Origin of the sequence: Halomonas faecis (assembly GCF_010993975.1) — a bacterium.
Lineage (GTDB): Bacteria > Pseudomonadota > Gammaproteobacteria > Pseudomonadales > Halomonadaceae > Halomonas > Halomonas faecis.
Window position 1 is genome coordinate 196,426 of the sequence record NZ_JAACZO010000011.1, and the last position, 17,726, is coordinate 214,151.

20 protein-coding genes and 1 tRNA gene are annotated in these 17,726 nt (G+C 64.8%); 11 read left to right on the top strand and 10 right to left on the bottom strand.

What is annotated here, in order from left to right; genetic code table 11:
* Positions 1–116 precede the first annotated feature (116 nt).
* On the top strand, positions 117–788 hold the full coding sequence (locus tag GFD32_RS06375) for a 7-cyano-7-deazaguanine/7-aminomethyl-7-deazaguanine transporter (protein WP_163575721.1): 672 nt from the start codon (positions 117–119) through the stop codon (positions 786–788).
* 24 nt (positions 789–812) lie between these two features.
* On the top strand, positions 813–1,595 hold the full coding sequence (locus GFD32_RS06380; protein ID WP_163575722.1) for an alpha/beta fold hydrolase: 783 nt from the start codon (positions 813–815) through the stop codon (positions 1,593–1,595).
* A 1-nt stretch (position 1,596) separates the two neighbouring features.
* Here GFD32_RS06380 and GFD32_RS06385 read toward each other — a convergent pair whose 3' ends face one another.
* A complete protein-coding gene (locus GFD32_RS06385; RefSeq protein ID WP_163575723.1) occupies positions 1,597–2,865 on the bottom strand; it encodes an ABC transporter substrate-binding protein in 1,269 nt (422 codons plus the stop codon).
* Positions 2,866–2,992: 127 nt separating this feature from the next.
* On the opposite strand from GFD32_RS06385, the gene GFD32_RS06390 reads away from it, so the two are divergent.
* The 9 genes from GFD32_RS06390 to GFD32_RS06430 all read left to right on the top strand — a co-directional run bounded on the left by GFD32_RS06390 (position 2,993) and on the right by GFD32_RS06430 (position 8,319).
* Positions 2,993–4,699: a potassium/proton antiporter gene (locus tag GFD32_RS06390; protein WP_163575724.1), complete on the top strand. Its 1,707-nt coding sequence runs from the start codon at positions 2,993–2,995 to the stop codon at positions 4,697–4,699.
* A gap of 73 nt (positions 4,700–4,772) precedes the next feature.
* Positions 4,773–4,862: transfer RNA gene (locus GFD32_RS06395), tRNA-Ser, on the top strand.
* Between the two features lie 109 nt (positions 4,863–4,971).
* Positions 4,972–5,439: an NUDIX hydrolase gene (locus GFD32_RS06400; protein WP_276208793.1), complete on the top strand. Its 468-nt coding sequence runs from the start codon at positions 4,972–4,974 to the stop codon at positions 5,437–5,439.
* 92 nt (positions 5,440–5,531) lie between these two features.
* On the top strand, positions 5,532–6,200 hold the full coding sequence (locus GFD32_RS06405; protein ID WP_163575726.1) for a Bax inhibitor-1/YccA family protein: 669 nt from the start codon (positions 5,532–5,534) through the stop codon (positions 6,198–6,200).
* Between the two features lie 70 nt (positions 6,201–6,270).
* Positions 6,271–6,663, top strand: coding sequence for a sulfurtransferase complex subunit TusD (tusD, locus tag GFD32_RS06410; RefSeq protein ID WP_163575727.1), 393 nt, complete (start codon positions 6,271–6,273; stop codon positions 6,661–6,663).
* A gap of 12 nt (positions 6,664–6,675) precedes the next feature.
* A complete protein-coding gene (gene tusC, locus GFD32_RS06415) occupies positions 6,676–7,053 on the top strand; it encodes a sulfurtransferase complex subunit TusC (RefSeq protein WP_163575728.1) in 378 nt (125 codons plus the stop codon).
* A 21-nt stretch (positions 7,054–7,074) separates the two neighbouring features.
* Positions 7,075–7,365 carry a sulfurtransferase complex subunit TusB gene (tusB, locus tag GFD32_RS06420; RefSeq protein WP_089686022.1) on the top strand — a complete coding sequence of 97 codons (291 nt, stop codon included), beginning with the start codon at positions 7,075–7,077 and terminating at the stop codon, positions 7,363–7,365.
* The gene (locus GFD32_RS06425) at positions 7,365–7,718 is read left to right on the top strand and encodes a TusE/DsrC/DsvC family sulfur relay protein (protein WP_163575729.1); all 354 of its coding nucleotides are present in this window, start codon (positions 7,365–7,367) and stop codon (positions 7,716–7,718) included. Before tusB ends, GFD32_RS06425 begins: the two co-directional genes overlap by 1 nt.
* A gap of 34 nt (positions 7,719–7,752) precedes the next feature.
* Complete coding sequence (locus GFD32_RS06430; RefSeq protein WP_163575730.1) at positions 7,753–8,319, top strand: acyl carrier protein phosphodiesterase; 567 nt, start codon at positions 7,753–7,755, stop codon at positions 8,317–8,319.
* Between the two features lie 18 nt (positions 8,320–8,337).
* Here the strand turns inward: GFD32_RS06430 and GFD32_RS06435 are convergent, their stop codons facing one another.
* From GFD32_RS06435 to GFD32_RS06475, 9 genes are all read right to left on the bottom strand, one after another.
* Positions 8,338–9,558 (bottom strand): molybdopterin molybdotransferase MoeA, encoded by a 1,221-nt coding sequence (locus GFD32_RS06435; protein ID WP_163575731.1) that lies wholly within the window; start codon positions 9,556–9,558, stop codon positions 8,338–8,340.
* The gene (gene moaB / locus GFD32_RS06440; protein ID WP_163575732.1) at positions 9,551–10,072 is read right to left on the bottom strand and encodes a molybdenum cofactor biosynthesis protein B; all 522 of its coding nucleotides are present in this window, start codon (positions 10,070–10,072) and stop codon (positions 9,551–9,553) included. Before moaB ends, GFD32_RS06435 begins: the two co-directional genes overlap by 8 nt.
* Positions 10,069–10,392 carry a DUF1244 domain-containing protein gene (locus tag GFD32_RS06445; RefSeq protein ID WP_163575733.1) on the bottom strand — a complete coding sequence of 108 codons (324 nt, stop codon included), beginning with the start codon at positions 10,390–10,392 and terminating at the stop codon, positions 10,069–10,071. The genes moaB and GFD32_RS06445 overlap by 4 nt, the downstream gene beginning before the upstream one ends.
* Positions 10,393–10,489: 97 nt before the next feature.
* Positions 10,490–11,548, bottom strand: a complete 1,059-nt coding sequence (locus GFD32_RS06450; protein WP_163575734.1) for a formate dehydrogenase subunit gamma — start codon at positions 11,546–11,548, stop codon at positions 10,490–10,492.
* Between the two features lie 11 nt (positions 11,549–11,559).
* Complete coding sequence (gene fdh3B, locus GFD32_RS06455; RefSeq protein ID WP_163575735.1) at positions 11,560–12,210, bottom strand: formate dehydrogenase FDH3 subunit beta; 651 nt, start codon at positions 12,208–12,210, stop codon at positions 11,560–11,562.
* Between the two features lie 25 nt (positions 12,211–12,235).
* The gene (locus GFD32_RS06460; RefSeq protein WP_163575736.1) at positions 12,236–15,091 is read right to left on the bottom strand and encodes a formate dehydrogenase subunit alpha; all 2,856 of its coding nucleotides are present in this window, start codon (positions 15,089–15,091) and stop codon (positions 12,236–12,238) included.
* 24 nt (positions 15,092–15,115) lie between these two features.
* Positions 15,116–15,319, bottom strand: coding sequence for a twin-arginine translocation signal domain-containing protein (locus GFD32_RS06465; protein ID WP_089686005.1), 204 nt, complete (start codon positions 15,317–15,319; stop codon positions 15,116–15,118).
* A 28-nt stretch (positions 15,320–15,347) separates the two neighbouring features.
* Positions 15,348–15,956 (bottom strand): TorD/DmsD family molecular chaperone, encoded by a 609-nt coding sequence (locus tag GFD32_RS06470; RefSeq protein ID WP_163575737.1) that lies wholly within the window; start codon positions 15,954–15,956, stop codon positions 15,348–15,350.
* Positions 15,957–15,960: 4 nt separating this feature from the next.
* Complete coding sequence (locus tag GFD32_RS06475) at positions 15,961–17,673, bottom strand: 4Fe-4S binding protein (protein WP_163575738.1); 1,713 nt, start codon at positions 17,671–17,673, stop codon at positions 15,961–15,963.
* Positions 17,674–17,726 lie beyond the last annotated feature (53 nt).

Here is a 17,726-nt window from a genome sequence, read left to right on the forward strand (position 1 = left end):
TCGCGTCGTTCGCTGCCTTGGCCTGGCGGCGACGCCTGCGTATACTACGCCACTTCCATTCACGAGGGTTCCCTCACCCCTCCTGCGCCGCCGGGCGCCTGAAAAAGGATCCATCGATGTTCGCGCTTTCCCCTGCCCAGTATCGCCGTTGCCTCGTCCTGCTGGTGAGCTTCCACATCTTGGTGATCACCGCCAGCAACTATCTGGTACAGATACCTTTCACTCTCTTCGGTTTTCATACCACCTGGGGGGCCTTCAGTTTCCCCTTCATCTTCCTGGCGACGGACCTCACCGTACGGCTGGTCGGCAAGGAGCCGGCGCGCGCCATCATCTTCCGCGTCATGCTGCCGGCGCTGGTGATTTCCTACTTGGTTTCGGTGATCTTTCCGCGCGGCAGCTTCGCCGGACTCGAAGCACTCGCCGAACTCAACCTGTTCGTCGCCCGCATCGCCGTGGCCAGTTTCATGGCCTACGTGCTGGGGCAACTGCTCGATGTCCAGGTGTTCGATCGGCTGCGCAGGCTGCGCGCCTGGTGGGGCGCGCCAGCCGTCTCGACCCTCTTCGGCAACCTGGCCGATACGGCGGCGTTCTTTTCCGTGGCATTCCATAACAGCCCGGATCCCTTCATGGCTGCCAACTGGATCGAGATTGCCTGGGTCGACTACGCGATCAAGCTGACCATCAGCCTGCTTTTCTTCCTGCCGCTGTACGGGGTTCTGCTTGCCTGGCTGAGTCGCCGTCTGGTGGCACTCACCGGGCAGCAGGATCTGGCGCCACAGCGAGCCTGACATGCCACCGATACGGGAGGTCCGATGACCGTCGATCTCAACCATGTGGACACGGGCGGGGAGGGCATTCCCCTCGTCGTGATACACGGGCTGCTGGGTAGCGCCGACAATTGGCGCTCCCACGTCAAGCAGTGGCAGCAACGGTGCCGCGTCGTCGCCGTCGATCTGCGCAACCACGGTCGCTCGCCCCATGCCGATGGCATGAGCTATGCCGCCATGGCCGCTGATCTGGAGGCGCTCCTCGATCGGCTGGGTATCGAGCGTGCCCATTTGCTGGGGCACTCCATGGGCGGCAAGGTCGCGATCAGCGTGGCGCGGCTCCACCCCCAGCGGGTTGCCTCATTGATCATCGCCGATATCGCTCCACAAGCGTACGGACACGACCATGACGCGGTATTCGCCGGCCTGCGACGCGTCGAGCAGGGGCAGCCCGGCAATCGCCGCGAAGCCGATGCGCTGTTGGCAGAGCACGTGGAAGAACGCGCCGTTCGGCTGTTTCTCGCCACCAACCTGGAGCGCGATGACGATGGCATATTGCGGCTGCGAATCGGGCTCGATGAAATCGAAGGTGACTACGACGCCATCATGCAGGCGCCGGCAGGAGAGGGCAGCTATGACGGCCCGGTCTTGGTGCTGCGCGGCGACCGCTCGCCCTATGTGACCGACGCCATGCTGCCAAGGCTTCACCAGGTGTTGCCGCAAGCGCAGCTGGTGGCCTTGGAAAATGCCGGGCACTGGCTGCATGCCGAGCAGCCCGAGGCATTCCAGACTGCCGTCAACGATTTCCTCGGCTCCCTCGAGGCGTGAATCAAGGAGCGGGAGCGCCCAGATCGACGGCTAGGCGCTCCACGGGGCTCGCGCTGTCGATCAATCCCGCTTCCAACAACATTTCCTCGAATCGAGCATACCGCCCTTGGTCCACGGCGGCAGGTCGCTGAGCGAGACGTGGAAAGACATCCTTCCACGCTTCATGCATGACGGGGTCATCCAGGGCCGGCTCGGCTTCCGTCATTAGCTCCCAGGCTTCCTCGCGGTGATTGACGATCCAAAGCGTGGCTTTTTCGAGTGCGGTTACGAGCTCTCGAATGGCTTCGCGCTTGCTGCTCAAACGGTCGCGATTGGCCATCAGGATCAAGCCATCATGGCCCAGCAATCCATGCTCTTCGAGGCGCAGCATGCGCGTAGGAATGCCCTCATCGGCAAGTTGACGCGGCACCAGGTGACGCTGGTGGACTACCACGCCATCCAGGCTGCCCTCGCGCATGGCATCCATTACCGCGTAGCTCACATCCTCGAGCTCCATGCCATCCGGGAGGCCATTGGTCGTCGCGAGCGGGGAATTCAGCAGGGTGGCGCTGTCTTGCACGGTATAACCGAGGTGTAGCTGCGGCAGAGCCCGTGGCGAATCCTGGCTTTCGTTTTCACCTTCGGCTTCCGTCTCGAATAGCGCTTGTCGCAGTACGATGCCCGTGACGGGGGAGTCGATCAGCGTGGCCACGCGCACCAACGGCATCCCCTGATCGACCAGTAGATGTAGCAGGGGCTGACGTCCGAGTGCCAGGTCGGTACGCCCGGCGGCCAACAACTTGGCGGGCACGTTAGGATCGGCAGGGTTGATCAGTGTCACCTCCAGCCCCTGGCGCTTGAAGAACCCTTTCTCGCGAGCCACCAGCAGGGCGGCGTGCTGCGGGTTGAGATACCAGTCGAGGGTGATGGTGAGCGGTGTCACCGGCGGTGGCGCAATGGGTTCAGCCGGCTCGAACGCCACCGAGGGCACTTCCGGAATGAGCGTATCGGGCGACACGGCATCGGTAACGGGGGCATCCAGAAACGAGGGTCCCTCGACGACGGGGGGAACTTCAACGATGGCTGGTGCCTCGATCAGTGGCGTGCCGGCTGCCGCAGGCTCATCGGGCATGCCGACATGCGGCGGTGGCAAAATCGCTGCTGAATCCTGTGGCTGCGGCATGGCGTTCTCGCCGTCAGCCGGCGCGGCGAGGGTCGGTGGCAAGGCCAGGAAAATCAGGGCCGCAACGAGCCAGGAAGCGAAAGCGAAGGAAGTACGAGCCTTGATCATGGGTGGGGCAGTGCTCCAGCCAGTGGTGAGGCGCCAGTTTATCCTCGCCCCCTTGGCGAAGCCAGCCGGCCCACCAACGCGAAGCCCGCGAGCATGGCATAATGGCTCCCCCGGCTGAGAGGAGCCTATGGAGACCATCAACACGCTTTTTCTGCTCAGCGGTTTTCTGATCGCGCTGAGCGTCGTCGCCAGTCGTCTTTCCAGCATGGTAGGGCTACCTCTGCTGCTGATCTTCCTCGCCCTGGGCATGCTGGCGGGCGAGGAAGGCGTGCTGGGCATCCAGTTCGACGATTACTCGCTGGCGTTCTTGATCGGTCACCTCGCGCTGGCCATGATCCTGCTCGACGGCGGCTTGCGCACGCGCCTCAAGACCTTCCGGGTTGGCTTCAGACCGGCACTCTCGCTGGCCACGCTGGGCGTCTTCGTGACCAGCGCGCTGGTCGGCGTGATTGCCATGTGGGTCTTCGACCTGACGATCGTGCAGGGGCTGCTGGTCGGTGCCATCGTCGGTTCCACGGATGCCGCAGCGGTATTCTCCATGCTCAGTGGTCGCGGCGTGCATCTCAACGAGCGGGTCAGTGCCACCCTGGAAATCGAGTCGGGAACCAACGACCCGATGGCCATCTTCCTCACGCTGTTGCTGGTCGAACTGCTGGTCGGCGACCTGGGCGGCGTGCCCGAGACGCTGATGTTCCTGGTCAGCCAATTCGGTCTGGCAATGGTCATCGGGCTGGGCGGGGGATGGCTCAGCGCACGGTTGATTCGTTGGCTGGACCTGGCGCCGGGTCTCTACTCGCTGCTGGCCCTGGCGCTTGGTTTCGCGGTGTTCGGGTTGACGGGATTCCTGGGAGGCAGCGGCTTTCTGGCCATCTATCTGACAGGACTGATGATCGGCAACCAGCCGGGCCGTCATCTCAACTTCATCCTTCCCGTGCATGACGGCCTTGCCTGGCTCAGCCAGATCGGCCTCTTTCTGATTCTCGGGCTACTGGTGTCACCCTCCGAGCTTCTCAATTACGCACTACCTGCCACCTTGGTCGCCATGGCGCTGATTCTCGTGGCACGCCCTGTGGCGGTACTCGTCAGCGTCAAGCCGTTCTTCAAGTTTCGCTGGCGGGAGCTCTTTTTCATTGCCTGGGTCGGGCTGCGTGGTGCCGTTCCCATCGTGCTGGCCATCTTCCCGGTGATCGGGGGGGTGGACAACGCTTCGCTCTATTTCAACGTCGCCTTTGCCGTGGTACTGCTTTCTTTGCTCATCCAGGGCGGCAGCCTGCCGCTGATGGCGCGCTGGATGAAAGTGGAAATCCCCAAGGGGGTGACGCCAAATCACCGCGGTCCGCTGGGCATCCTCCCGGAGAACGATTACGAAATGTTCGTCTACCAGGTCGACAACAGCGACCTGGATGACGTACCCATTCGTCTGTTGCGCTTTCCTTCCGGTGCAGTGATCTCGGCGCTGTTTCGCGAGCACGCCATGCTGCACCCCAAGGGCAGCACCCGCCTCAAGCTGGGCGATGTGATCTGCGTGATCGGTCGCGCCGACGACCTGCCAGCGCTCAATCGTCTGTTCAGTGGCGATACCAAGCTCAAGCAGGAACGTGCCTTCTTCGGTACCTTCACCTTCGACGGCGATGCGCGGATGGGCGACATCGCCAGTGCCTACGGTCTGACGTTGAGCCCTGGCGAAACCGACATGACACTGGGTGAATTCGTCTCGCTGCGCGTGGGGGGGCATCCCGTGGTCGGCGACGACGTCGACTGGCACGGCATTCATTGGGTAGTGAGCCAGATGGAGGGCAACAAGGTCACGCGCGTTGGCTTGCGGCTCTACTGACCGTGGTAAGGCCTTGATCGCACACTGCTCTTGACCTTGGCGGAAAAGCTGATAAGATGCATCGCCGTGAGCCGGAGGGATGGCAGAGCGGTTGAATGCACCGGTCTTGAAAACCGGCGAAGGTGAGAGCCTTCCCTGGGTTCGAATCCCAGTCCCTCCGCCACTCACTCGAATTGCCAAGCACCCCGCACGTTCTTGCCGTTGGCAAGCAACCTGCGGGGTGTTTTCGTAGGTGACCGTGTAGCGTTGCCCAAGCATGGTAGAATAATGCAATGAACACTAACGTGAACCATGCCCATGGGGTTCGCCCGATCGCTTCGGTATCCGCTGTGGTGGTCCGTGATTCCCGAATTCTGATGGTTCGCCGTCGCAACCCGCCCAATGCCGGTCGGCTGGCGTTGCCGGGCGGCAAGGTCGAACCGGGAGAAACCCTGCGAGCCGCAGCGGCGCGCGAACTCCGCGAGGAAACCGGCGTAGAGGCCGAGCCTCGCGAGGTATTGACCGCCATCGACGTGCTCAGCCACGACGCGGAAGGGGAGTTGCTCTCGCATTACGTGATCGTCGTGATTCGTCTGCTGTGGCGTGGTGGTGAAGAGGCCGCTGCCGACGATGCCAGTGAACTGGTATGGCTGGACCTGGCGGATCTGGAGGAAGCTGGTGACGATGTCTGCGTGACTGCCGCCCGCGTGGCATGGGAGACCTTGCACGCGGGTGAGAAGGGAAAAGTAGCGTTGAAGTGAGGTCGAACGACACCTTGCGTGGGGAACCCGGAGTGGGCATTCTAGGTCAATTCCAAGGTCAACCCAGATCAATCATAGGGAGCTCTGCACCAATGGCCTATCAAGAGACTCATGTAACGCAGCGGACGTCTCAGGCGGTCAGCACCAACAAAGTGCTCCGCAACACCTACGGCCTGCTGGCCATGACGCTGCTGTTCTCTGCAGCGACCGCTGGCGCCGCCATGGCCATGGGTATCGAACGGATGAACATCCTGGTGTTCTTCATCGGTGCCTACGGTCTGATGTTCCTGGTACACAAGACTGCCAACTCCGCCATGGGGCTGCTGTCGACCTTCGCTTTCACCGGTTTCATGGGCTTCACACTGGGGCCGATCCTCAGTGCCTATCTCGCCATGCCGAATGGCGCGGCGCTGATCATGAACGCCCTGGCCATGACGGGCGCGACCTTCGTGGGCCTCTCCGCGGTGGCCTTGGTGACCAAGAAGGACTTCGGTTTTCTAGCCAACTTCCTGATGGCCGGTGCCATCGTGCTGATCCTGGCCATGGTGGCCGGGCTGATCTTCCAGATTCCCTCGTTGATGCTGATGGTTTCCGCCGGCTTCGTGCTCTTCGCCTCGGCGGCGATTCTCTACCAGACCAGCGAGATCGTGCACCGTGCCGGAGAAACCAACTATATCCTGGCCACCATCACGCTCTACGTCTCCATCTACAACCTGTTCGTCAGCCTGCTTTCGCTGCTCGGCATCATGAGCAGCGACTGACACGGCCTGAACGTATCGGTAGACGGGCCCCGCCAAGGCGGGGCCCTTGCATTTGAGGCAGCGGACATCCATGCGCTACGCACTGCTCGTCCAGGGAGCCCCCTACAGCCACCAGGCTTCGCACTCCGCGCTGCGTTTCGCCCAGGCCGTGGTAGCACGCGGCCATACCCTCGACAGCGTCTTCTTCTACCACGATGGCGTCTACAATGCCGCACGCCTGGCAGCCCCCCCCCAGGACGAGCCGCATCTGCCGGACGCTTGGTGCGATCTGCATGCTCAGCACGCCACGGCGCTTCTGGTATGCATTGCCTCTGCCTTGCGCCGCGGTTTGCTCGACGAGCGCGAGGCGGTGCGGCATGGCAAGGTGGGGCACAGCCTCGAGCCTCCCTTCGAGCTGACCGGCCTTGGCCAGTTGATCGACCTGGGCCAACGCTGCGATCGCCTGGTGACGTTTTCACCCTGAGGAGATCATCCCATGGAGCCGCAAGCTGCATCTCGGGACGACCTCTTGGTCATCCTGCGCCACTCCCCCCACGGCACCAGCTGGTTGCGCGATGGGCTCGATGCCGCTCTGGTCGCTGCCGCATTCGGCCAAACGGTGAGCCTCTTGTTCCAGGGCGACGGTGTCCTGGCTCTTCTGAGGGGGCAGGGCAGCGGTGCGCTGGGCCAGAAAGGCACGGCGGCGACCCTCGAGATGCTTTCCCTGTATGATATCGATGCGCTGTTCGTCGACGCCGAAGCCCTTGCCCGGCTAGGGTTCGCAGCCAACGAGCTGATGCTCCCCACCGACTCCGTCGATGCGGCACGGACCGCGGCATTGCTCGCCTCACACCGGCAAGTGCTGGTCTTCTGACGAAAATTCCGAGGTCACTTGATGATCCTGCACATACTCAATCGCGCGCCGGGCACCAGCCTGGTCTACCGCGAAGCGCTGGCCGGCATGGGACCCGAGGACCGCCTGTTGCTGATCGAGGACGGCGTCAACGGTGCGCTACCTTCCCAAGTACGCCATTTCGAGCCGGTGTCGAATCGACTTTTCGCCCTGCGAGAGGATCTGGCTTCGCGAGGCCTGGTGGGCCGCTGCGACGAAACCGTCCAGGTGGTGGACATCGACGGCTTCGTCGAGCTGACGGAAGAAGCGGACAAGACAGTGAGCTGGTTCTGATGGCAACCACGGAGATTCACCGTTATCTCAGCGTGGGCGAGCGCCGTATCGCACTCGATCCCGAAGGCTATCTGGTGACGCTCGATGACTGGACGCCCGAGGTGGCCTCGGCACTGGCCCAGGAAGAAGGCCGCACACTTACCGAGGAACACTGGGAAGTCATCGCAGTACTGCGCGATTTCTATGCCCGCTTCGAGCATGTCCCTGCCATGCGCCCGCTGGTCAAGGCCGTCGGTCTGACGCTCGGGCCGGAGAAGGGGTGTTCGCTGCACTTGATGAAGCTCTTCCCCGACAGCCCGGCCAAGGTCGCCGCGCGCCTGGCCGGGCTGCCCAAACCCACCCACTGCCTGTGAGCGGACTTTCGCAAGGCATGCAGGGATTCTTCGCGTGAATTTTCTCGCCCATGCCTGGCTGGCTCGCGGCGGCAGCGACGACTTTCTCTACGGCAACCTGATCGCCGACGGGGTGAAGGGGAGCGACCTCTCGGCCTGGCCGACGGCGATCGCCCACGGCATTCGTCACCACCGGCGCGTCGATGCTTTCGTAGACCGCCATCCAGCGGTCGTCTCGGCACGGCGACGCGCCCCGGCGGGGCTGCGTCGCTATTCTGGCATCGCGCTGGATCTGGTGTGGGACCACTTCCTCGCCGTTACGCTGTGGCGAGAGGGGCAGGATGTGATGCTGATTCCGCGCTGCTATCGGCTGCTCGCCTCACGGCCCGCGCCGGCACGGCTGGCGGCGATGATGCCGCTGCTGGTCGAGCAGGACTGGCTGCGCCGCTATCGCGACTTCGACTTCACCTGCCAGGCCGTGAAGGGGATCGGTCGACGTCTGTCCGGGGCCAATCGACTGGCCGAGCTGACGCCCTGGCTGGCAGATGACTACTCCCGCCTGGCGATCGACTTCCAGCGGCTGTGGCCGGAACTGGAAGCGGCACTGGGCGATGAGTCCTGACCTGGGGCGGAGAGAGCCTCACGGCATCTGCAGCCACAGGCAACGCACCGGTTCTCCCTCGTTCACGCGACCGCGCTCCGGGATGACGGCCAGGGCATCCGCCTCGATGCAGGACGTGAGCACCGCCGAGTTCTGGTCGCGAAAGGCGTGCGCCATGATGCCTTCGCTACCGAACTCGAGGCGCACGCGCATGAAGTGACGGCGTGGGCCGGTCTCGGCAGCGAAGGCGGCCCGGGCGGTGAGCGCCGGCAGTTCGGCTAGCTTCGGACAGTCGAGCAGGGCGCCCAGCAGCGGCCTCAGAAAGAGCCAGCCGCCTACGAAGGTCGAGACAGGGTTGCCGGGCAGTCCCACGAACCGTGCTTCGCCAGTTGGGTGGACGCGTGGCAGTCGCCCGAGTGCCAGTGGCTTGCCGGGACGCATGGCGATGCGCCACAGGTCCAGTTGGCCCAGCTCGCCCACCGCTGCCTTGACGTGATCCGCCTCGCCCACGCTGACGCCGCCGGTGGTCACCACCACGTCGGCCGTTTCGGCCGCCTCGCCAAGCAGACGGCGCGTTTCGCCGGCGTTGTCGGGCACCGTCACGGGTGGCAGTACCTCGGCACCAAAGCGTGTGAGCAGGCGCGCCAGCATGGGCCGGTTGGAGTTGTAGATCTGCCCCGGTCCCAGCGGCTCGCCAGGGGCCACGATCTCATCGCCAGTTGAAAGCAGTGCCACCCGAGGCCGGCGTCTCACCGCCACTTCGGTGATGCCTTGGCCGGCGAGATGGCCGAGAGCTGCCGCCTCCAGCCACTGGCCGGCCGGTAGCAGAGGCGTACCCGATGCCACGTCGCGACCGCGCCGGCGCACGTTGTTGCCTTCGGCCACCTCAGCGGGAAACTGCACGTCCCGCTCGGTAAGCGTGACGGCCTCCTGCATGACGACGCAGTCGGCGCCGGGCGGTATCTCTCCGCCAGTGAAGATGCGCGCGCACTCGCCGCGCTTCAGCGGGGCCGGCGAGGCGCCGGCGGTGATGCGCTGGGCAACCGGCAGCACCCGGCCGGCATCGGCGTGATGCAGGGCGTAGCCGTCCATGGCGCTGTTGTCGAAGGGCGGCACGTCCAGCGTGGCCGTCACCGTCTCGGCCAGGACGCGGCCAGCGGCGCAGTCGCACTCGATGCGCTCGGCCTCCAGGGGGGCGACATCGGCCAGCATGGCAGCGAGCGCCGCTTCCACGCTCTGTAGAGGATGGCTGTCAGCCATGCTGACCTCTCTCGGGGATTACCAGGTTGGCAAAGTTGCATGGCTTGTGACGGCTGTCGAGCTGCTCGACGAGCAGACCGTCCCAGGCGGTACGGCAGGCGCCGCTGGAGCCCGGCAGGCAGAACACCACGGTCGCGTTGGCCAACCCACCGAGGCAACGGCTCTGAATGGTGGAGCTACCGATCTCGGAGAAGGAGAGCTGACGGAACTGCTCGCCGAACCCCTCGATGCGCTTGTCGAGCAGCACCGACACCGCCTCGGGGGTGGAGTCGCGGCCGGTAAAGCCCGTGCCGCCGGTGGTGAGGATCACCTGGATCGCCGGATCGGCGATCCAGGCGGACACCGCGGCGCGGATGTGGTAGATGTCATCAATGACGATCCGCCGTTCGGCCAGGCGATGCCCGGCAGCGGTCAGCCGCTCGGTGAGCAGGGCACCGCTGCGGTCGGTGCTTTCGTCACGGGTGTCGGAGATGGTCAGCACCGCGATGCTGAGCGGAATCATGCTTTCGTTCATCGGGCATTACGCTCCTGCTTCTCCGCCTGGCGGGCGGCGAAGGCAGCTTGCTGCTCCGGCGTCGCCTCCTGCTGGTACTTCGTCTTCCACTCAGCGTAGGGCATCCCGTAGACGTACTCCCGGGCGCTCTCGTAGTCGAGTTCGGCACCGCGTTCCTCGGCAGCGGCCACCAGCCACTTGGAGAGGCAGTTCCGGCAGAAGTCGGCCAGGATCATCAGATCGATGTTCTGCACGTCCTTGTGGGCATCGAGGTGATCGAGCAAACGGCGAAATGCTGCCGCTTCCAGTTCGGTGCGGGTCGTTTCGTCGAGGTGTTGCATGGCGTCGCTTCCTGGGTCAGCAGAGTGGAACCTATGCGGGCAGCATAACAAAAGACACCGCCTCACGGCGGTGTCGAATGGCATGATGGAAAAGCGTTCAACTGGAGCGGGTTGGCGCGGCATCGCCGCTGTCGCTCTCCTTCTCGCGGGCAAGCTGCTCCTCGGTCACGGCTTCGTCCTTCACTGCCTCGTACCACAGGTTGTGATGGTCCTTGGCCCAGGTCTCGTCCACGTAGCCGGTGGTCATGCCTTCCAGCGATCCCTCCGAGCCGATGGTGCCGATATAGATATGGCCGAGCGCAAGAGCGGTGAGTCCCAGCGCTCCCACGGCATGTAGGATATTGGCCCACTGCATGGTATCCCGCCCCTGGCCATAGTTGGGGAAGTCCATCACCAGCCCCGAGACGATCACCACGATCCCCACCGTGGCAAGCACCCAGAACCAGGCTTTTTCGCCGCCATTGGCGAAACCGGCGTCGACATGCGCTTTGCCGACCAATCCACCGCCCTTCATGAACCAGACGATGTCGTGCTTCTTCGGCCAGTTGTGCTTGAGCACGCGTGCCAGCAGCACGATCAGCAGGATGCCGAAGAGGGGACCCAGGTAGTTGTGCGCCAACTTGGAGGCGGAAATCAGGCTGGCCCAGAACGCATCGCCGAACAGCGAACGGAAGACGAACTTGCCGTACAGCAGGTTGAGTCCGGTCAGCGCCAGGACGATGAACAGCGTGGCCACGGTCCAGTGCAGCGAGCGCACCACCAGCGGCCAGCGCAGCAGCTTGCGGCCGGTGCGCGGGGCACTGAGATCCTTGCGCCCGATGATCACGTAGAACAGTGCGATCGCCACGATCATGCCGCCCACGGCGATCAGGCCGAAGGGCGATACCCAGCGGTTGCGCAGCTGCCGCCAGGTTTCGCCGCTGGCGTTGATCAAGTTGTAATCGCTGTCCGCCCGCGAGTCGCGGAAGTAGGGGCCCGTTTCGCCACTGCGCACCTGGCGCCAAGTGTCGGCATCCAGCGCCGGTACCGCCGTGGCCGCTTCGCGCTCGGGATCGGCCTGTGCCAGCACGCTCGAGGAGACGGCGAGGCCGACCACCAGCAACAGGGCGAGCAGTGGCAATCGCCATAGCGACTGCCGGTCGATGAAGTGCCTCATGCATCACCTCCTCAGCCCTGGCGGGCGGCGTCATAGGCCAGCGAGTCGGCCGCGGAAAGGTCGTCACCCTGACCGGCGCGCGTACGCTCGCGGCGCTGGTTGTCGGACCAGCCGCCGTCGCGATGGCCGCGCCGTACCACCCGCTGGCGGAAGATGTCGGCCACTTCCTGTGCATCGCCGGCCAGCAGCGCCTTGGTGGAGCACATTTCGGCGCATAGCGGCAGTTTGCCCTCGGCAATGCGGTTGGCGCCGTACTTCTGGTACTCCTCTTCCTGGGTTTCCGCCGGGCCGCCGGCGCAGAAGGTGCACTTGTCCATCTTGCCGCGCTCGCCGAAAGCGTTCTGCTTGGGGAATTGCGGCGCGCCGAAGGGACAGGCGTAGAGGCAGTAGCCGCAACCGATGCACAGGTCCTTGTCGTGGAGCACGATGCCGTCGTCGGTCTTGTAGAAGCAGTCGGTCGGGCAGACGGCCATGCAGGGGGCATCGTCGCAGTGCATGCAGGCCACCGAGATCGACACTTCCTCGGGCATCCCGTCATCGAGGGTCACCACGCGTCGGCGCTGGATGCCCCACTCCACATCGTTGGCGTTCTTGCAGGCGGTGACGCAGCCGTTGCACTCGATGCAGCGTTCCGCGTCGCACATGAATTTCATCTGAGCCATGGGAATCTCCTGGTACCGGGTGCCGTCAGCTGGCCCGCTCGATGCGACACAGGGTGCACTTGGTTTCCTGCATCTGAGTCACGGTGTCGTAGCCATAGGTGGTCGCCGTATTGGCCGCCTCGCCGAGCACGTAGGGGGCTGCGCCTTCCGGGTAGCGATCGTGCAGGCTCTCGCCCAGGAACATGCCGCCGAAGTGGAAGGGCATGAATACCACCTCGCGCGCAACGCGGGGCGTGACCAGCGCCTTGACGCGCACGCGGCCGCCCTCGGCGCCTTCGACCCAGACGTCCTCGCCCTCGGCGATGCCCAGGTCGTTGGCCAGCGCCGGGTTGATCTCGACGAACATCTCCTGCTGCAGCTCGGCGAGCCACGACATGGAGCGCGTCTCTTCGCCGCCGCCCTCGTATTCCACCAAGCGCCCCGAGGTGAGGATGATCGGGTAATCGCCGGTGACATCGTTCTCCTGGATGCTCTTGTAGAGCGTCGGCAGACGGTAGTGAGAGGCCACGTCGTCCCAGGTGGGGTAGTCGGCCACCAGGTCGCGGCGGCTGGTGTAGAGCGGCTCGCGATGTTTGGGGATGGGGTCGGGGAAGGTCCAGACGTTACAGCGCGCCTTGGCATTGCCGAAGGGAGCGCACTCGTGGGCAATGGCCACCCGCTGGATGCCGCCGGAGAGGTCGGTCTTCCAGTTCTTGCCTTCGGCCTCGGCCTTTTCCTCCTCGCTGAGGTCGTCCCACCAGCCGAGGTCCCTGAGCATCTCGGCGGTGAACTCCGGGTAGCCGTCCTCCAATTCGGAGCCGGCACTGTAGGAGCCGTCGGAGAGGATGTTCTCACCGTTGCGCTCGATGCCGAAGCGCGCGCGGAAGGTGAGGCCGCCCTCGGAGACGCGTTTGCTGGTGTCGTAGAGGATCGGCGTGCCCGGGTGGCCCATCTCGGCATTGCCCCAGCATGGCCAGGGTAGGCCGTAGTAGTCGCCGTCGGCCGGGCCACCCTGGGCCTGCAGCGTACGGAAGCTGAAGGTATGCCAGTTCTGCTGGTGGGCCTTGAGACGTTCGGGGCTCTGGCCGGTATAGCCCACCGTCCACATGCCGCGATTGAATTCGCGGGTGATGTCCTCGATCAGCGGCTCGTCGCCGTTCATCTCATAGTTCTTGACCAGTTCGTCGCCGAAGCCCAGCTTGCGGGCCAGCAGGTACATGATCTCGTGGTCGGGTTTCGATTCGAACAGCGGCTCGATCACCTTGTCGCGCCACTGCAGCGAACGATTGGTCGCGGTCACGCTACCGTAGGTCTCGAACTGAGTGGCCGCTGGCAACAGGTAGACACCGTCGCTACGCCCATGCATGACGCCGGCCACGGTGGGGTAGGGGTCGACGATGACCATCATTTCCAACTGCTGCATGGCCTTCTGCATCTCGGGACCGCGGGTCTGGGAGTTGACCGCATGGCCCCAGTAGAACATCGCCTTGAGCCGGGTGTGCTGGGAGATCGCCTCTTCCTCCTCGAGCACCCCGTCGATCCAGCGCGACACCGTGATGCCGCTGGAATACATGGGCTGGCCGTCGGCGTACTCGGTCGAGTCGAAACGGCTCTTGAGCCAATCGAGATCGAGATCCCAGACGCGCGCCCAGTGGGCCCAGGCGCCCTCGGCCAGGCCGTAGTAGCCGGGCAGGGAGTGCGACATCAACCCCAGGTCGGTGGCGCCCTGGACGTTGTCGTGGCCACGGAAGATGTTAGCGCCGCCGCCGGATTTGCCGATGTTGCCCAGCGCCAACTCGAGGATGCAGTAGGCGCGGGTGTTGTTGTTGCCCGTGGTGTGCTGGGTACCGCCCATGCACCAGACGATGCACCCTGGGCGGTTCTCGGCCAGACGCCGGGCAGTGTCACGCATCTGTGCTTCGGGCACGCCGGTGATGCGTTCCACTTCGTCGGGGGGGAAGTTGGCGACCTCGGCACGCACCTCGTCCATGGCGTAGACCCGTTGATCGATGTATTCCCGGTCCTCCCAGCCGTTCTCGAAGATGTGCCACAGCAACCCCCAGATGAAGGCCACATCGGAGCCGGGTCGAATGCGCACGTAGCTGTCCGCCTTGGCGGCAGTACGCGTGAAGCGCGGGTCGACGACGATGATCTGGGCGCCACTGCGCTCCTTGGCCAGCAGGATGTGCTGCATGGCCACCGGGTGCGCCTCGCTGGGGTTGGAGCCGATGAACATGATCGCCTTGCTGTTCTGCAGGTCGTTGAGCGAATTGGTCATCGCCCCGTAGCCCCAGGTATTGGCCACCCCTGCGACCGTGGTGGAGTGGCAGATGCGTGCCTGGTGGTCGGTGTTGTTGGTGCCGGCCAGCGCGGCGAACTTGCGCAGCAGGTAGGCCTGCTCGTTGTTGAACTTGGCCGAGCCCAGCCAGTAGATGCTGTCGGGGCCGTGCTGGTCGGTGAGTTCGAGTACCTTGTCGCCGATCTCCTCGATGGCGTCTTCCCAGCTCATGCGCTGCCATTCGCCGCCCACCAGTTTCATCGGGTACTTGAGACGCCGACTGGAGTGGCCGTGTTGACGCAACGAGGCGCCCTTGGCGCAGTGAGCGCCGCGGTTGATGGGATGATCGAACGCCGGCTCCTGCTTGGTCCAGATGCCTTCCTGAACCTCGGCATAGACACCGCAGCCTACCGAGCAGTGGGAGCATATGGTACGTCGGGTCTCCACTGGGGAGTCGAGCACCGGCGTTTTGTCGGCGGCGCGAGTGCGCTGCATCATCGGCGCGCCCATGAAACCGGCGGCGGCCAGGCCGCCGGTGGCGGCACCGCTGCGCTTGAGGAACTGGCGTCGAGAAATACCCAGGCCGCCCGTCTTGGGATCGTTGGATTTCCGGGTCAGTCGCATGGCGATGGTCTCCTGGCTCTGTCGTCAGTCACGCAGGGTGGCGTAGAAGGTGCGGACGTGTTCGGTCTCCCGGTAGCGAGTCTCGCGCTCCGCTTCGGCAGGAGCGGACTTCGCTTCGGCCTGTACCAGGGTGACGTGTCCGACGGCGCCGGCGGCACCGGCTGCCGCCGTTCCCAGGCCCAGCTGTTTCAGGAAACGGCGTCGTTGTGGGTTGCGTGTGGTAGGCATGGTGGTCTCCTCGGTTTTGCGCCTCGCGTCAGGGCTCGACGACTCGCAAGGGTTCGTGGGCGGCCTCGTCCTCGAGCTGGCGTCGTTCATGGGCCAGGAAGGCGTTGCCCAGCTCGCCGAGCCGGGCATAGAAGGGCGTGTCGACGCATGACAGGTCGGCCAGGCACCTCGGTGCCCAGGGCGCCAGGTGTGCCATGAAAAAGCGCGCTTCATCACCGCTATCGTCCTCGATCAGCAGCGCCATGGTTTCGCACAGGGCGGCGAGATGATCCTCGGGGTCGGGCTCGGCCTCGCGTCGTGCGATGCCCAGCGCCTTCAGGTCGCGGCGCAGAGCGAGCAGCGCTTCATCCATCAGCTCGCCGTTGCGATACCAAGAGGCGTACGGGGTGACATCGCCCTGAATCACGCCGACCAGATGGCGGAAATGCGCGCGCGCCAAGTCCTCGGGCTCGGCCTGCTGGGCGGCCGAGGCCAGCGCTGCCCAGCGGGCGGCAAGCTCGCCATCGTCGACGTCGACCTCGAGTCCGGCCAGCCAGTCGAGTTGCTGCCGGCCAGGTGCCTCGCGCAGCAAGCCAGCCAGCAGGCGATAGATGTCGGCACGCAGGGCTCGGGTCTCGTCGCGGTTTGCATCGCTCATCGGCTCATACCTTCAACTGGGACTCGGGGTCACGCGCCATCGCCTGCCAGACGTCGCGCACTCGGCAGTCCTCGCACATCTCCAGGCGCATGCTGGCCTCGCCGGCGAAGTAGGGATGGTCGGCGAGCTTGGCCTTGATCGTCGCGATGGTGCTCGCCGTGGCGAATGGCTTGCCGCAGCGGATGCACTCGAACGGCGCCTCCTCGTGGCACACTCGGCGCTCGCGCCGCGCGGCATCGCCGAGAAAGCCGGGAACCAGGCGAATGGCGTCTTCCGGGCAGGCCTCGGCGCACAGGCCGCACTGCACGCAGTCGGCCTCGCGGAAGCTCAGTTCCGGGCTGTCGCTGCCGGCAGCCAGTGCCGGAGTAGGGCAGCTGGCCACGCAGGCCATGCATAACGTGCATGCGGCACTGTCGACCTCGAGGCCGCCGTAGGGAGATTCCGCGGGTAAAGGATGGCGCTGCCGGCTTGGGGTGCCCAGCGATGCCAGGCGCTCGAGAACCGCCTCGAGACGCTCGCGCTTGTCACCCTCCTCGAGAGCCAAGGGTGACTTGGTGAGCACCGCATGGTGCGGCAGTGCATCGCGCATGGTCGTGTCGTTCGGTGCCAGATCCCGAATTCGCTCGGGTGCATGCCCCATTGCGGCAAGCAGCCCGCGGGCGCGTTCGAGCTCGGCATCGAGGAAGCGTTCCAGGCGCGGCGGCATGGCCGCGTGACGCTGCACCCGAACCTCGGCCGCCCCTGCCGCCAGAGCGGTGAGCCAGAGATCGTGACCGGCGGCGCCGAGCTCTTCGAGCGGCACGTCCAGCACATGACCGGCCGGTTCGTCGCCGCCATGCGACGAACCCGTCGTGGTGAAGCGAACCACCGGCGTGGTACCGCCGGCCTGACGATAGGCGTCGAGCCAGGCGGCGAGAGTCGACTGCAGTCGCAGCGTCTCTGGCTGACGGAACTGGATCGCCCCGGTAGGACAGGCACTGCTGCAGCTGCCCACGCCGTGACAGCGGTAGGGATCGATCTCGATCCAGGCGTCGATGCGCCCCTGGCGGCTAGCGATGGCATCCGCCGGGCACACCTCGAGGCAGCGGGTGCAGCCGGTATTGCCGTTGGCCGAATGGGCGCACTGGTCGGCGTTGACCTGGAAGTAACGTGGCTTGTCGAACTCGCCGATCAACTCGCCGAACTCATCGAGACGGGCGACATGGTCGGCGGCGTCGCAATATGTGGTGACATAGCCCGGCGGCGGCAGCTCGAGGGCCAACGCCGGGTGCTTGCCGAGGTCGAGCACGCAGTCGAAATGCTCGCGGCCGGCGAGTGCTCGTGCCAGATCGAGCCGCTCGCCATGGTGCTCGACGCTGGCCGTGAATTGGCCCAGATGGCCCTCCAGGCGTAGCGTGCGCGCCTGAGCAGCGGTGAGGGCGTGACTGGCAAGATGCTGGGTAGCTCCCAGCAGAACCGGGTCATCGTCGTCACTCGATTCTTCGTCCACTGGCTCGCTGAACAGTAACGACAGGCTGGCCAACTCGCTGCCCGCCAGGGAGCGCGCAGCACGGCGTACCGCCCGCTCGTCGCCCAGCAACAGGGCATGGCCGCGGCTGACGTAGTCGACGCTGGGCGACAGCAGATTGACCGGCCAGGAGATACGGTCGAAGGCTTGCGCTCTGGCGTACCGGTTCGCCGGCTCTGCGTCCGGTACCAGTTCGATACGTTGGTTCATGCTCTCTCACGGTCTGGGAGTGTCGTCGTTTTTATCGTTGTCGCCATGCGTCG

What these genes read in the sequence shown, in the direction of transcription:
- GFD32_RS06375 (WP_163575721.1), top strand. Translation starts at nt 117, where the DNA reads ATGTTCGCGCTTTCCCCTGCCCAGTATCGCCGTTGCCTCGTCCTGCTG.
- GFD32_RS06380 (WP_163575722.1), top strand. Translation starts at nt 813, where the DNA reads ATGACCGTCGATCTCAACCATGTGGACACGGGCGGGGAGGGCATTCCC.
- GFD32_RS06385 (WP_163575723.1), bottom strand. Translation starts at nt 2,865, where the DNA reads ATGATCAAGGCTCGTACTTCCTTCGCTTTCGCTTCCTGGCTCGTTGCG.
- GFD32_RS06390 (WP_163575724.1), top strand. Translation starts at nt 2,993, where the DNA reads ATGGAGACCATCAACACGCTTTTTCTGCTCAGCGGTTTTCTGATCGCG.
- GFD32_RS06400 (WP_276208793.1), top strand. Translation starts at nt 4,972, where the DNA reads ATGAACACTAACGTGAACCATGCCCATGGGGTTCGCCCGATCGCTTCG.
- GFD32_RS06405 (WP_163575726.1), top strand. Translation starts at nt 5,532, where the DNA reads ATGGCCTATCAAGAGACTCATGTAACGCAGCGGACGTCTCAGGCGGTC.
- tusD (WP_163575727.1), top strand. Translation starts at nt 6,271, where the DNA reads ATGCGCTACGCACTGCTCGTCCAGGGAGCCCCCTACAGCCACCAGGCT.
- tusC (WP_163575728.1), top strand. Translation starts at nt 6,676, where the DNA reads ATGGAGCCGCAAGCTGCATCTCGGGACGACCTCTTGGTCATCCTGCGC.
- tusB (WP_089686022.1), top strand. Translation starts at nt 7,075, where the DNA reads ATGATCCTGCACATACTCAATCGCGCGCCGGGCACCAGCCTGGTCTAC.
- GFD32_RS06425 (WP_163575729.1), top strand. Translation starts at nt 7,365, where the DNA reads ATGGCAACCACGGAGATTCACCGTTATCTCAGCGTGGGCGAGCGCCGT.
- GFD32_RS06435 (WP_163575731.1), bottom strand. Translation starts at nt 9,558, where the DNA reads ATGGCTGACAGCCATCCTCTACAGAGCGTGGAAGCGGCGCTCGCTGCC.
- moaB (WP_163575732.1), bottom strand. Translation starts at nt 10,072, where the DNA reads ATGAACGAAAGCATGATTCCGCTCAGCATCGCGGTGCTGACCATCTCC.
- GFD32_RS06445 (WP_163575733.1), bottom strand. Translation starts at nt 10,392, where the DNA reads ATGCAACACCTCGACGAAACGACCCGCACCGAACTGGAAGCGGCAGCA.
- GFD32_RS06450 (WP_163575734.1), bottom strand. Translation starts at nt 11,548, where the DNA reads ATGAGGCACTTCATCGACCGGCAGTCGCTATGGCGATTGCCACTGCTC.
- fdh3B (WP_163575735.1), bottom strand. Translation starts at nt 12,210, where the DNA reads ATGGCTCAGATGAAATTCATGTGCGACGCGGAACGCTGCATCGAGTGC.
- GFD32_RS06460 (WP_163575736.1), bottom strand. Translation starts at nt 15,091, where the DNA reads ATGCGACTGACCCGGAAATCCAACGATCCCAAGACGGGCGGCCTGGGT.
- GFD32_RS06465 (WP_089686005.1), bottom strand. Translation starts at nt 15,319, where the DNA reads ATGCCTACCACACGCAACCCACAACGACGCCGTTTCCTGAAACAGCTG.
- GFD32_RS06470 (WP_163575737.1), bottom strand. Translation starts at nt 15,956, where the DNA reads ATGAGCGATGCAAACCGCGACGAGACCCGAGCCCTGCGTGCCGACATC.
- GFD32_RS06475 (WP_163575738.1), bottom strand. Translation starts at nt 17,673, where the DNA reads ATGAACCAACGTATCGAACTGGTACCGGACGCAGAGCCGGCGAACCGG.